Origin of the sequence: Danxiaibacter flavus (assembly GCF_041060425.1) — a bacterium.
In the GTDB taxonomy this organism is placed as follows: domain Bacteria; phylum Bacteroidota; class Bacteroidia; order Chitinophagales; family Chitinophagaceae; genus Danxiaibacter; species Danxiaibacter flavus.
Genome location: NZ_JAULBC010000007.1, coordinates 384,477 through 398,500, shown reverse-complemented (window position 1 = coordinate 398,500; position 14,024 = coordinate 384,477). Strand labels below are relative to the sequence as shown.

General features: G+C 46.0%; 9 protein-coding genes. All 9 read left to right on the top strand.

Going from position 1 to position 14,024, the window contains the following annotated elements:
* Positions 1–140 precede the first annotated feature (140 nt).
* The 9 genes from QTN47_RS20940 (at position 141) to QTN47_RS20900 (ending at position 13,262) form a co-directional block, all read left to right on the top strand.
* Positions 141–1,541, top strand: a complete 1,401-nt coding sequence (locus QTN47_RS20940; RefSeq protein ID WP_369331378.1) for a glycoside hydrolase — start codon at positions 141–143, stop codon at positions 1,539–1,541.
* A 130-nt stretch (positions 1,542–1,671) separates the two neighbouring features.
* Positions 1,672–4,719, top strand: coding sequence for a SusC/RagA family TonB-linked outer membrane protein (locus QTN47_RS20935; protein ID WP_369331377.1), 3,048 nt, complete (start codon positions 1,672–1,674; stop codon positions 4,717–4,719).
* A 23-nt stretch (positions 4,720–4,742) separates the two neighbouring features.
* Positions 4,743–6,320, top strand: a complete 1,578-nt coding sequence (locus QTN47_RS20930) for a RagB/SusD family nutrient uptake outer membrane protein (RefSeq protein ID WP_369331376.1) — start codon at positions 4,743–4,745, stop codon at positions 6,318–6,320.
* Between the two features lie 16 nt (positions 6,321–6,336).
* Complete coding sequence (locus QTN47_RS20925) at positions 6,337–7,671, top strand: CehA/McbA family metallohydrolase (protein WP_369331375.1); 1,335 nt, start codon at positions 6,337–6,339, stop codon at positions 7,669–7,671.
* Positions 7,672–7,726: 55 nt separating this feature from the next.
* Positions 7,727–9,571 (top strand): hypothetical protein, encoded by a 1,845-nt coding sequence (locus QTN47_RS20920; RefSeq protein ID WP_369331374.1) that lies wholly within the window; start codon positions 7,727–7,729, stop codon positions 9,569–9,571.
* A gap of 67 nt (positions 9,572–9,638) precedes the next feature.
* On the top strand, positions 9,639–10,322 hold the full coding sequence (locus tag QTN47_RS20915; RefSeq protein ID WP_369331373.1) for an RraA family protein: 684 nt from the start codon (positions 9,639–9,641) through the stop codon (positions 10,320–10,322).
* Positions 10,323–10,333: 11 nt separating this feature from the next.
* Positions 10,334–11,104: an SDR family NAD(P)-dependent oxidoreductase gene (locus QTN47_RS20910; protein WP_369331372.1), complete on the top strand. Its 771-nt coding sequence runs from the start codon at positions 10,334–10,336 to the stop codon at positions 11,102–11,104.
* Positions 11,105–11,136: 32 nt separating this feature from the next.
* The gene (locus tag QTN47_RS20905; RefSeq protein ID WP_369331371.1) at positions 11,137–12,147 is read left to right on the top strand and encodes a DMT family transporter; all 1,011 of its coding nucleotides are present in this window, start codon (positions 11,137–11,139) and stop codon (positions 12,145–12,147) included.
* Positions 12,144–13,262, top strand: coding sequence for a mandelate racemase/muconate lactonizing enzyme family protein (locus tag QTN47_RS20900; protein WP_369331370.1), 1,119 nt, complete (start codon positions 12,144–12,146; stop codon positions 13,260–13,262). Before QTN47_RS20905 ends, QTN47_RS20900 begins: the two co-directional genes overlap by 4 nt.
* The last annotated feature ends 762 nt before the right edge of the window (positions 13,263–14,024 follow it).

Here is a 14,024-nt window from a genome sequence, read left to right as displayed (position 1 = left end):
ATATAAATTTAAGCATGCTCCCGGAAAAGTTAAATTGACCTGCTCGCTAAAAAAAACAAAATAGGCGAATGATTGGACGGTATCGGGTAATTAATGGCTATTTTATACATCTATTTTTGAGTAGTTACAAACCGAATACAATGACCAGGACTTCCATTTATATCATATTGCTTATTTTTTCAAGTGTAGTATATAGCCTTAGTTACGGGCAGACAAAAAGCAACCCGAACGCCGTATCCATCCAGTTGGATGGTGAAGCAAGGTTTCAGCAAATAGATGGCTTCGGCGTAAATGCAAATACGCGTGCCTGGGACGGTAAAGAGCTGGAACCTGCGCTAAACCTGTTGCTCGATTCAGCCAATGCAACCATATGGCGGGTAATTGTAGAAACAGTGTATAACTGGGAAGATAAGAACGACAATAACGATCCTTTTTCTTTTAACTGGGATTACTACAACGCCCTGTACGAAACGCCCAAATATCAAAAAGCCTGGGACATGATCGCTTACCTGAACAAGCGCGGCGTTACCAAAAACCTGATGATCAATTTTATGGGCCCGGTTCCTTTATGGATGGGAGGTAAAGTGGTCAAGGAAAAATATGAAGATGAATATATTGAAATGCTGGTGTCATTCTTTTACTACGCACGAAAAACAAAACATCTGCAGATTGGTTTGATCTCTATTATGAACGAACCGGATATTGAGAATGAAGGACCCACAGTTAATGCAACGCAGTATGTAAAACTGCAACGGAAATTCATCAACCGGATGGATAGCCTGGGCATGGGCGATATTCGCTATGTATCTCCCGATGTTGCCGGCATGAACAATGGGCTGAATACGTATATCCCGGAATTGATGAAGGACCCTGTGGTGATGTCTAAAATGGCACATGTGGGGCTGCACAGTTATGGCGGATACTACATAAACGTTGATTCTGCACTAAAGCATTCGCCTTATCCAAAAACAGATTACTGGATGACCGAATGGAATAACTGGTGCAATGGCTGCGACGATGGCATTTTAGGAGAATACAATTATTCTTTTGCAGCTAAAAGTATCGGTTATCTTTTTGAGTTCCTGCAACATGGAGCCACTGCCGGCATTATCTGGGAAGGGTATGACAGCTATTATGAACACCATGCGCCTTCGCCCTTTAGTTACTGGGGGATCCTGGTTTATGAACCGGCCACAAAAACCTATGCGGTACGAAAAAATTATTATGCATTTCAGCAGGTGGCGAGATTTGTATCACCCGGTTCCTTCCGGGTAGCTGTCTCTAACCAAAGTGACAGTGTCACTATCCTCGCGTTTTATAACGAAACAGCAAAAAAGATCAGCATCACGGGAATCAACAAAACGCATCATCCTATAAATCTGAGCGGAACATTAAACAATTTACCCGCTGTCGCCGGTTTTGAAAGTTGGGTTACCAACGAAACGGAAAATATGAGGCCTGGCGGCGCCGTGAAAATAAAAGGCAAGACCTTCTCTACAACCATACCCGCGGATTGCATATTTACGCTTGCCAGCGATTAATACAAGACAGGACACACGTTAAGGAACATCGGCTAAAAAAGATGAAAAAAACGAAACATGCATTCGAATGCTTCCTTGTGCCCATATGCGAACTGCTAACCATACTGACTAACATACTAAAACTTTACTTATGAATGTAATCTTAACACGCTGCAACAACATCCGGCGACAGATCCTTCTCCTGGCGTTGTGTTCCATCGTATGTGCATTTGCACTTGCACAGGAAAAAATTACCGTTTCCGGTAAAATAACCAACGGCGAAACGGCGCTGTCTAATGTGTCGGTGACGATCGCCGGTACAAAGCAGGGAACAACAACCGATGAGTCGGGCAATTTCAGGATGAGTGTCGCAAAAGGACAACAGCTTGTCTTTTCTTATGTGGGTTATGAAGATCAAACTGTGACTGTTTCCGCAGCGCGCGAAATAAACATCACACTAAAGATGGCAGAAAACAATGCCATGAATGAAGTGGTGGTTGTGGGCTATGGCACCAAAAAGAAAGTGAACCTTACGGGTGCCGTTGCTACCGTTTCGGGCAAAGAGCTCGAGGGCAGACCCATTACCAATGTATCCTCTGCTTTGCAGGGCACGATGGCGGGTGTAACCGTTACAGTAAACAATGGACAGCCGGGTGCAGACCAGGGAACGATACGCGTTCGTGGCATTGGTACCCTCGGCAATAGTGATGCGATGGTGCTGGTGGATGGTGTGGTATCTACTATGAATGATATTAATCCGGGCGATATTGAATCTGTCACCGTGTTGAAAGATGCCGCTTCTGCTTCCATCTACGGATCAAGAGCGGCAAACGGGGTGATCCTTATCACTACGAAAAATGCCCTTAAAGGAGAAGTACTCGCACACTACAATATGGATATCGGCCAGCAGTCGATGACCGCGAGGCCCGACTTTATAGAATCTTGGCAGGCGTCAACATTGTACAATGAAGCGCTGGTAAATGAAGGCAAATTGCCCAAGTACAGTGATGCGGAAATTCAGAAATTCAAGGATGGATCAGATCCGGAGCATTATCCCAATACTGACTGGTATGATCTGTTCTGGACAGGAAACGGCCTTCAGCAAAATCATGCCCTGGATGTCAGCGGCGGTACTGATAAAATGCAGAGTTATCTCTCCGTAGGATATCTTTCACAGAATGGTCTTGTAGAGGGCTCCAGCCTTAAACGTTACAACACGCGCTTTAAAACGGACCTCGCCATAAGCAAACGCATTAAAGTAAGCGGCAACCTTGCTTACTCGCAGCAACAATTCAGAGAGCCGATAAGCAATATTCATGGGCTGGATTTCGCGCAGCTGATCGGAACACTTAACCAGACCGGCCGCGTTGTGCCAAACATCATCAACGGGTATTACGGATATAGCGATGAAGGAAATCCTGTTGCCGTGCTTAAAAGTGGCTCCAACAATTATAATAAAACCCACCGGCTGTCAGCTATTTTACAGGCTGACCTGGAAGTTGTTAATGGCCTGCACATAAAGCCACTGCTGGGCTATACGGCCAACATTATAGAAGCGAAGTCGAGGGTGAACGATCTGCAATATTATGATCCGGTAACCGGGGCGCCGAGCCTTTGGGAAGGACCGAACATAGTAGCGAGCAATTCCAGTTTCCTGGACAATTTAACCCTGCAGGTGTTGGCACAGTATGACAAATCGCTCGGGGATCATGATCTAAGTGTATTGGGCGGCTATTCACAAGAACACAATAAGTACGACTATCTTTTCGGGAGCAGGCGCAATTACCTGAACAATGCATTGTCAGAGCTGGATGCAGGACCGATTCCGGGCCTGCAGAACAGCGGCAACGCTTCTGAATATGCACTGCAGTCAGTATTCGGAAGGATCAACTATGTCTTTAAGAAAAAATACCTGTTAGAAGGTAATATCAGGGATGACGGATCATCACGTTTTGCCAAAGGAAACCGTTGGGCCTTGTTTCCTTCTGCATCTGTTGGCTGGCGCATTTCGGAAGAATCATTCTTTTCATCTGCCAGCAAGCTTTTTTCAGATCTGAAGATCAGGGCCTCATGGGGGCAGCTCGGAAACCAGGATATAGGAACCTATCCTTACCAGGCAACGATAGCCACCGGTCAGAACTATACGTTTGGCGGACAAACAGTGGATGGTATCGCTCCTGTAAATGGTGTGAACCCGGATATTAAATGGGAAACCACAACAACAAAAGATATCGGCCTCGACGCCGTTTTACTCAACGGAATAATCACATTCACGGGTGACTACTTTATACGCAATACAGACAACATTTTATTATCGCTTCCCGTAGCAAATACTTTCGGCTTAAATCCGCCGGTGATCAATGCCGGAAGCGTACAGAATAAGGGCGTTGAACTGACTGCAGGCTATCATTTAAGAAAGCGCCGGTTCACTTTTAACGCACAGGCCAATGTTTCATTTATCACGAATGAGATCACAAGCCTGGCAGGTACTGGTCCTTTTCCCAACGGATCCACCATATTGGGTGAGGGTTTGCCGATCAATGCCTTGTATGGCTGGGTGTCTGAAGGACTTTTTCAGTCTGAGCAGGATATTGAAAAACATGCCAGCCAGAATGGAATGGGCGGCCCTGTGGGGCCCGGTGACATCAAGTACAAGGACCTGAATAACGATGGTGTAATTGACAGCAAGGACAGGCAGTACCTGGGTACATATTTCCCAAAAACAACCTTTGGACTGAATATGTCTGCCACATACAAGGGCTTCGATATCGCGCTTTTTTTGCAGGGCGCAGCAGATGTGAAGTCATTTGTATCCGGCCGCATCCTGGGTTCGCTGTATGACAAGGATGGCGACCCGACGAGTATCTGGCTTGACCGCTGGACACCTGATAATACAGACGCCAGCTTCCCGCGTGTGTGGAACTCAAATTCTCAAAACGACCCCGCCGCCACGCCTTCATCCTTCTGGGTGCGTAACGCAGGATACGTGAGGATCAAAAACCTGCAGGTGGGGTACACCTTCTCAAGCGGCTATCTTGCACGCAAAGGCATCAAATTAAGGGTATTCTATACGGGCAAGGACCTGCTCACCTTTACCACCTTTTACAAATGGGTGGATCCTGAATCGCCGCTGGGTGGCAACAGCTACAGCTACCCCATGGTAAAAGTAAACTCACTGGGCGTAAACCTCACTTTCTGATCATTCACCTTAACAAACGAATTATGAAAAACAGACTTTTAATCATATTGATGCTGTCCGTCGCCATAACCTCCTGCGATAAGAATTTTCTGGACAAGCAGCCATTGACAGAATATAGTGAATCCACTTTGTGGACCGGCCCCAACGATGCCATCGCCGCATGCAACGCGGCATATTCCAACTTCGAGGACGGGCAATGGGTGGTATATATGGACGACGCAAGTGATAACGGGCACAACCCTTATCCATGGGAAGGATGGCAGGAGTTTGGCAATATGCAACTGCTTTCTCCTAACAGCTGGAGGAGTAAATATGACTTTACCACCATTACCACCTGCAACTGGTTTTTAGAGAATATTGATAAGACACCGATGGATCATGACCTGTTAACGAGGTTAAAGGGCGAAGTGCGTTTTATCAGGGCTTATGAGTATTTTGAGAGAGCGCAGTTATATGGTGATTTTCCCCTGGTGACAAAAATGCTGACGACTACCGAAGCCAATGAAATACCACGTTCACCAAAGGCTGACGTAGTGGCGTTTGTATTAAATGAACTGGACACTATTGCGCCTTTGCTTCCAATAAAGTATGAGGGAGCAGATCTTGGCCGCATTACGCAAGGCGCTGCCTGGGCGCTGAAAGCAAGAGTGGAGCTGTTTAATGAAAAGTATGCGGAAAGTGCAGTTTCAGCCAAAAAGGTGATGGATCTCGGCGTATATAGCTTGTTCCCTAACTACCAGGATCTCTTCCGTATGAAGAATGAATATAATTCAGAGATCATCCTTGACCGCGGCTATCTTGAAACCGATCCTAACCTGACTGTCGGGCTGATGGTACTGGCGCCGGAATCAACACCGGGGGGCGGCTGGAGCTCTGTCAATATTACCCAGTCACTCGTGGATGCATATGAAATGGCCAATGGTAAAACGATCGACGATCCTGCTTCCGGCTACAATGTGGACAAACCTTTTGTGAACCGTGATCCCCGGTTGCTGCAAACGGTAATCATCCCCGGAGCGGAGTATGCAGGTATCATTTTTAATCCCATGGATCCGAACTCACTCGATTACTGGCCAACGTACAATTATACAGGTTATGTGGGCAGAAAATATATTCATTATAAATCTGATTTTGCGGATCTTTATAAGGCTGGCCTCAACATACCGCTTATCCGTTATGCCGAAGTACTGCTTACCTATGCGGAGGCTAAAATAGAACAGAATCAGATTGATCAAACCGTATACGATGCGCTTAACCAGGTGCGCGTGCGTGGCGGCTTGCCCAAAGTTGACCAGGCCAAATATGCAACACAGGCGCAACTGCGTACACTGCTGCGCAGGGAAAGAAGGGTGGAGCTTGCCATGGAAGGATTACGCTGGTACGATATACAACGCTGGAAAATTGGCAATGAAGTAATGAATGGACCGGTATACGGTGCCCGCCTTAGTAACATAGATGCTGCCGGAAATGTTACCTACACATCCAAAGACCATGCGAAGATTGAAGACAGGGTGTTTGATCCGGCTAAAAATTACCTGTGGCCGGTGCCGCAAAGCCAGATGGATCTTGGTAAGAATCTTACACAAAACCCCAATTACTAGTGTCATAAACCGATCTATGAATAAATATCTGCTGATCTTTTGTATTTGTTTTTTTGTTGCCGGATCAAGGGCTTCCGCACAAGGAAGTGGTAACGCAACATCTTTAAGGCCGGAACCGAAAGGCTGGTATACAGGGGATATACATGTGCACCTCAATTGCGGGCAGGGCACGATTGTACTGCCTGAGGATTCACTGGTGCGGATGATGGAGCGGAACGACCTCGATGTGATCAGCCTGCTGGCCGATATGGGCAATGGTGAAGTGGCCGACAGCAAAAGGGACCTTCCTAAGGTAAACGGCCGCGATGCAAGGCAGTCAAGGACCGGCCGCATTATTCACTGGGACACAGAATGGCATTGGGATGCTACCTACACCAACTTTAGCAAACAAGCACTCGGCGGGCATCTTGTTTTACTCGGCCTGAAAAATGCAAGCCAGATCTGGGAAGAGTCGCCTTATAAAATACTTGAGTGGGCAAGAAAACAAAACGCCATTGGTGGCTTTGCCCATCTCGAATATTTAAATGACAGCATACAGAATCAACTGAACTGTTGCATCCCTATTGATTTTCCCGTGGAAGCAGCATTGGGAACAATCGGTTTTGTGTCTGAAGATGTTTATGGAATGCGGTCTCCCAATAACGGCAACTACTTTAGTGAAGGTGTTGTTACTGCTTATTACAGGTTGCTGAACTGCGGTTTTCGCCTTGGCCTGGCGGCAGGAACTGATTTTCCATGCAACGAAAATGAACCGTTGGGAACGTTGCTCACTTACGTCAATGTAAAAGACAAACTCACCTACCGCAAATGGATCGATGGAATTAAAGCAGGGCGAACTGTGGTGTCACGTAACGGCCACGATGAGTTTCTTGAATTAAAAGTTAACAGGAAATATGGTCCGGGCGATGAGGTCAGGATGAAAAACAACGGCAAGGTCAGCATTAAAGCTACATGGACGGCAAACAAAGATCTTTCGGGTAGAATAGAACTGGTAAGCAACGGCAAGGTGATTGCAACCATGGCAGGCAATGCCAAACCAGGTGAACCACTGGTCTTTGATACAACTGCAGACTTCACCCAAAGTGGCTGGCTGTGTGCAAGAAGAATGGATGAGCACGGCCACGAAACACACACGGCACCCGTATATATAACTGTGGATAGTAAACCGGTGCGCGCATCAAAGGAAGATGCGGAATTCTTTGTCAGGTGGATAGAGAATATCCTGGAAAATATCAAGCCTGGCGGCAAATGGAACAAGTATTTCCCTAACGACCTGGCCACCGTCACAGAACGGTACACGAAAGCAAAAAATGTTTATCAGCAGATCTTAAAGGAAACTACAGACAAATAATCCCGGATTCCGGAAAAGAAAACCGACTTAAAAAAATAAAATGAAGTACTGCAATATGAGATCCATATCATCGCTCTTTTTGCCTGTTTTAATAATGCTCGCCGGCTATACAAAAGCGTACTCACAAAATCCGATCCTGGTAATTTCAGGTGAAAAAAGTTATGGCCCTTACACGGGCGAGATGCTTAAGACGGAAGGGTTTAGTGAATACCAGCTTGAGTCGCTCAGCGGAGAAAAGATAACCGATACTTTTTTACAAAGCTTTGATGTGGTGATACTGACAGCTGATTCATTAACGGATCAACAAGCTTCAACGCTCACGAAGTATGTGAATGAAGGTGGTAACCTGATTGCCTTCAAACCGGACAATAAACTGAACAATGTGTTTGGAATCACCACTACGGCCGGTGCCGTCGACACGGGATACATTGCCATCAATGCGGTAACTGATATCGGTCGTGGATTGACTTCGCAGCCCCTGCAATTGCATGTGCCGGCCAGCCAATACATGCTACAGGGCAGTCAGCAAATTGCAACATTGTACAGTAACGCCGTTAATACCACACCATACCCTGCCGTTGTAATGAATGATTACGGTAAAGGACATGCAATAGCTTTCGCTTACAACCTGCCACAAAACATTGTCTACACGCGGCAGGGCAACCTGCATAGTGCAGGTAAAGAAATGGACGGGATCACCGGCATCCGGGCCATGGACCTTTTTACCAATGGCTGGGTGGATACAACGAAGAACACGATTAACCAGGCAGATGAGCAGATGAGATTACTTTCTCACAGCATTGAAGTAATGAGTGCTTCTAAAAAGCCGCTGCCACGCTTCTGGTATTTTCCTGATACCCTGCAGTGCCTTGTTACGTTGAACAATGACGGCGAAGACACGAAGGAGGCGCAATTCACCAAACAGTTTGAAGATGTGGATGCCAAAGGCGCGAAGATGACCCTGTATGTTAAAGAGGTCGATTTTATTTCCAAAAAATGGATCCGGCACTGGGCAGATAAAGGCTTTGAAATTTCAGGACATCCCGATGATACCAAACAGGCCACTAACCCCGACTGGCAAACAATGGATACTGTTTTCAAAAATTTAAACAGCAAGCTTAAGAACAGTTATGGTGTTGAACCCATGCGCACGGTGACCAATCACTGGTTTGTATGGTGCGGAAAAAATGAGCATGGCGACCAGGACTTCTCGGCACAGGTGCAGCTTGAAAAGAACAATGGAATAGAGATGGACTGCAATTATGCGCACTATGACAACGGTTCAAGCCAGGGACATTTTTTGGGAAGTTTCGGTATCAACCAGGGTAATTATACAGGCAGCGGACTTACCATGAAGTATGCGAATCTGGAAGGCAACCTGATTGATGTGTACCAGCATTTTAATAATGTGTATGACCAGCAATACATGGAACATGATGATAAGGATGGATTCTTCAATTGTTTCAAGGGGCTGATGGACAGAAGCCTTGACTCGGGAGTCTATTCCTTCGTAAGCGTAAAAGCGCACAATGCCGAATACTTTTTTTCTGAGAAACCGCTTATGAGAATGCTGGATTATGCAAACAGCAGGAACATTCCCGTGTGGACGGAAATAAAGTTTCTCGATTTTATGCGGGCTAAAGATGAAGCAGCTTTTACCGGCATAACGTGGAAGGACAATACGCTGTTCTTTGACATCCGTTCATCGTTATCACACAGCAGCAATATCTCATACATGATTCCCCTGGTATACAACGGAAGAAAGATCAATGGAATAACCAGCAATGATACAAACCAGCCATACCTGGTAAGAACAATAAAAGAACGAGACTATGCGCTGCTTGCCGTACGCCCGGGTACTTCTTATCACGTAGCCGTGAGCTATGCTCAACCCAGGTAGTGTGTATCATGCTATTCATGCGACTAGCAAAAAAAACTTTTAAAAAATCATCTGATAAAAAAACAATATGGTACATGAATCGGATTTTGACCGTGACTTTCTGAAAGGCATTTCGCCGGATCTTTATACGGCTGCTATTTGCGATATACTGGATGAATTAGGCTACCGGAACCAGGCAATGCATCACCGGTTAAGACCACTCCTGCCCGATATCCGTAACTGCGGATTTGTGGGCAGGGCAAGAACATTGCTCTGGGAAGAAGTGGACTACGTGGATGAGGACAATCCGTATAAGCTCGAAATTGAAGTCATGGATTCGCTCCATGAAAATGATGTAGTGGTCCATTCTACAGATGTCAACAGTACAAATGCACCCTGGGGCGAACTGATGTCTACACTCGCAAAAAGAAAAGGAGTGGCAGGTTGCGTTTGCGATAGCCAGATCAGGGATTGCATCAAAATAATCGATATGAATTTCCCGGTATTCTATGCCGGCATCAGGCCCCTGGATTCAAAAGGAAGGGGACTTGTGATGGCATACGACGTACCTGTGACATGCGGACAGGTGCTGGTGCATCCGGGTGATTTGATCTTTGCAGATTTCGATGGCATTGTCGTGATCCCGCAGGCTGTAGAAAAAGAAGTGATTCAAAAAGCGACGGAAAAAGTGGGTGCCGAAAATTTGTCCAGGGCAGCCCTGCTCGCCGGAAAATCATTAAAAGAAGTGTACGATACCTACAAAGTTTTATAAAATAAGTTATCATGAAATTACAGAACCGGACAGTTGTGGTCACTGGTGGCGGATCGGGAATAGGGCGCGCCTGTGCCATCAAATGCGCCGAAGAAGGCGCGAATATAATTATTGCCGATATTAATGAAGAAGGCGCTAGTGAAACAGAAAAACTGATACAGGCAGCGGGCCGCAATGCCCTTGCCTGTAAAACCGATGTGTCTGATCCGTCAAGCGTTGCTTCGCTTGTTGAAAAAACAATACAACAGTACGGCAAGGTACATGCCCTGATAAACAGCGCAGCCATACAGGTGAACAAGACAGTAGAAGACACCAGTTTTGAAGAATGGAACAGGCAGATGGCGATTAACGTTGGTGGCATCTTTCTTTGTTCAAAACTGTTCCTGCCTCATCTGAAAGCGAGCCGCGGCAACATTGTGAGCCTGTCGTCCGTAAACGGGTTTTTTGTCGAACCCGCTTGTGCAGGATATTGTGCTACCAAAGCAGCCATTATCGGACTAACAAAAGCAATGGCAATAGATCATGGACATGAAGGTGTACGGGTGAACTGTATTTGCCCCGGCTATATTGATACCGGGCTTGCAGAAGGCTATTTTCAAATTCAGGCCGATCCTGCAAAGGCACGCGCCGAAGCTGGCAAGCTACACGCCTTATGGCGCATTGGAAAAGCAGAAGAAGTGGCGCAGGTGGCGGTATTTCTGGCCAGCGATGACGCTTCTTTTGTTACCGGTTCCGCTTATGTAGTGGATGGAGGCTTCGGCTCGGGCATGCCTCCCAAATAATTCTTTTATGCTCCATTAATAACAGAGATACTATGCTTAAAATGCAAAAGGCAAGCGACTGGATCCTGATCATTGTCGTAAATTTTATGTGGGCAACACAGGTGCCGGTCATTCGATTAATAGGTGATAAACTTGGCCCAATGACGATTGCATTTGTGCCGATGCTCATAAGCACCGTTTTGTTTATTCCTTTTTTATGGGTGCAGAACAAAAAAAGAAAAGCAACTGATCGCCGCACATGGAAGGATCTCAGGTATTTTATTATGCCCGGGCTCATCGGCATCTTTTTAATGCAGTACCTGTATACGGTTGGTTCTACACTTACACTGGCGTCAAACGCCGGGATCATTACGTTAACGATTCCTGTGCTTGTTGCTGTATTTGCTTCGGTTCTGCTGAAAGAAAAATTGAACGTTGTAAGAATAGCCGGCTTCATTATTGCCCTTGGCGGCGTTTTATTAACATCATTGCCGGATATTAAAGGCGCAAGTTTTTCGGAAGGCGCCTATTTCAAAGGCAACCTTATTTTTTTGGTTGCCTGCGCTTGCGCCGCTTTTTTTAATACATACAGCAAACTGCTGATTGACAAAAATTTTACCGAGCTGGAAATACTCGTGTATTGTTCCGTGATAGGAAGTATTGCCTGCATTCCCTTGTTGATATGGGTAGAGCCACTGCACTTATCCGCGATCATGCATGCCGGCGCTACTGTTCTTTTCGGCCTGCTGGAACTGAGTTTTATTGTGTATGGCGTATCCATGCTCCTCTTCTTTTACATCCTGAAAAGAATGGATGTAACACAGGCAATACTCGGTAATTACCTGCTGCCGTTTTTCATCGCACTACTCGGCATCCTGTTGCTTGGCGAAAAGATGACCGCAGCAATGGCCGCCGGTGGTGTGATCATTTTCGCCGGCACGCTGATGGTAACCGTATATGAAAGCAGGTTGCTGGCTTTCTTTCGTAAAACAAGTAAAGGCAACAGGATTAAAAGTGATCTAACACAAAAAAAAATTCACATCATTAATAAAAGTCACCAATGAAGATCACCAATGTAACAGCCACGGTGCTTCGTCTTCCAAATATTTCAGACGCAGCAGACGGCACCCAGGACGATTTAATTATTACTGTTGAGACTGATGAAGGCATCACCGGTTACGGGGAAGTAGATACCGCACCTTTTGTTGGAAAAGCGGTCGTTGACGCATACATGTCCCACGGCACCTGCTATGGGTTGAGAGAAGTGGTAGTGGGCAGCGACCCTTTTGATTATGAACAGATCTGGAACAATATGTGGGCAAAGACATATTACTACGGCCGCTTTGGCCCTGTAATGCATGTAATGAGCGGCATTGACATGGCGATATGGGATATTATGGGAAAAGCGGTTGGAAAGCCCGTACACAAATTACTGGGCGGAAGTTATGCAGATAAAGCCAGGGCCTATGCCAGCGCACTAATGCCGGAAAATGCAGATGAAGTAACCAGAATGGTGGAGAAGCATGCCGCATTGGGTTACACTGCATTAAAGTTCGGGTGGGGACCACTCGGATATGATGTTCATTTTGATATCAGCCTTATTAAGGCTGCGCGGAAAGCAGCCGGAGACAAGATGGATATCATGATTGATATTGGCAAACGCTACCGCCTGAAGGAGGCTATTTATGTAGCCAAAGCATTGGAACAACTGAATATTTACTGGCTGGAAGAAGCACTGCCTGCGGAAGATTATACTGGTTACAAAAAACTAACCGAAGCCACTACACTCAGGATCGCCACCGGCGAAGAAGAAAGCGGCAGACTGGCATTTGCGCGCCTGATCAATGAAACACATGTGGATGTAATTCAGCCTGACATGTCACGTTGCGGTGGTTTGACCGAGGCAAAAAAGATTGCGACGATGGCTGCGGACAAGAATATTTTATGTGTGCCGCACGCTTTTAAAACCGGCATCCTGGTGGCCGCCTCTATTCATTTAATTGCTGCTGTTCCCAATGCGCCGGTACTGGAATTTTCGGTGACAGAATCGCCTATACGTAAGGGTATACTGGAAACACCATTTGAATTAAAAGATGGATACGTAAGTGTGCCGACGGCGCCGGGACTAGGGATTACATTGAACCAGGAAGTGATCGACAAATATGGTGTGTCGATGTAATTAACAAGTCAATGCCGGTTAGTTAAGAATCGTCACGATCGACATTCGGGATAACGCTGCTGTCGTGCCAATGACTGATTATGGAACAGTGGCAGGTTTTCCCGTAGGGAATTAAGCTCAATAGAAATGGTCGAATCCTGGACATCGTAGCCCGTTAGGGCTTCAACCAAATAAAAAAGGTTAATGTCCTACGGACAAGGAAGCCCTTGCGTGTTTCAGCTTCTATTGAGCTTAAAGTCCTACGGACTATCGACGCCGCGGATACTATTGTTGCCTTTGATTCATTGCCGTCTGCCTGCCCGCTCTGCATTCAGGCGCGCTTTAGCTCAATGTCATTTAGCCGGGCAGACATTCTCAACTTTGGGAGATATCTCCTGTTGTCGATATGACGATGATGGCTTGTCAGAAAAAGTAATCACAACAGCATCGATAACAAGTATATAATATTGAGCAAGTCAGCAACCGCATTGTCACCTCGACGATAGGAGAGGTCTCCCAAATATCGAACAGATGGTGATATTTTACGAGCGTTTGGTATGACAACTCTCAACTAAAGCATAATGTCATTTAGTTAAGATACTTTGCTTGTGTTGCTCCGTAGGAGCTTCCTGTTTGTAGAAAGAAAAAAAATAGATTCTCTAGGCTCAATTGGGAGCTTCCTGTAAAGCGTTACAGGAGACTTCACTGGAGTCCGATGACATTTTTAAAATCCTGATCTCCTGCAAACAGGAAGCTCCGCTGGAGCTATAAATACGCTTGACT

Bases quoted from the DNA above. Each gene is read 5' to 3' on its own strand.
- QTN47_RS20940 (WP_369331378.1), top strand. From the start codon at position 141: ATGACCAGGACTTCCATTTATATCATATTGCTTATTTTTTCAAGTGTA.
- QTN47_RS20935 (WP_369331377.1), top strand. From the start codon at position 1,672: ATGAATGTAATCTTAACACGCTGCAACAACATCCGGCGACAGATCCTT.
- QTN47_RS20930 (WP_369331376.1), top strand. From the start codon at position 4,743: ATGAAAAACAGACTTTTAATCATATTGATGCTGTCCGTCGCCATAACC.
- QTN47_RS20925 (WP_369331375.1), top strand. From the start codon at position 6,337: ATGAATAAATATCTGCTGATCTTTTGTATTTGTTTTTTTGTTGCCGGA.
- QTN47_RS20920 (WP_369331374.1), top strand. From the start codon at position 7,727: ATGAGATCCATATCATCGCTCTTTTTGCCTGTTTTAATAATGCTCGCC.
- QTN47_RS20915 (WP_369331373.1), top strand. From the start codon at position 9,639: ATGGTACATGAATCGGATTTTGACCGTGACTTTCTGAAAGGCATTTCG.
- QTN47_RS20910 (WP_369331372.1), top strand. From the start codon at position 10,334: ATGAAATTACAGAACCGGACAGTTGTGGTCACTGGTGGCGGATCGGGA.
- QTN47_RS20905 (WP_369331371.1), top strand. From the start codon at position 11,137: ATGCTTAAAATGCAAAAGGCAAGCGACTGGATCCTGATCATTGTCGTA.
- QTN47_RS20900 (WP_369331370.1), top strand. From the start codon at position 12,144: ATGAAGATCACCAATGTAACAGCCACGGTGCTTCGTCTTCCAAATATT.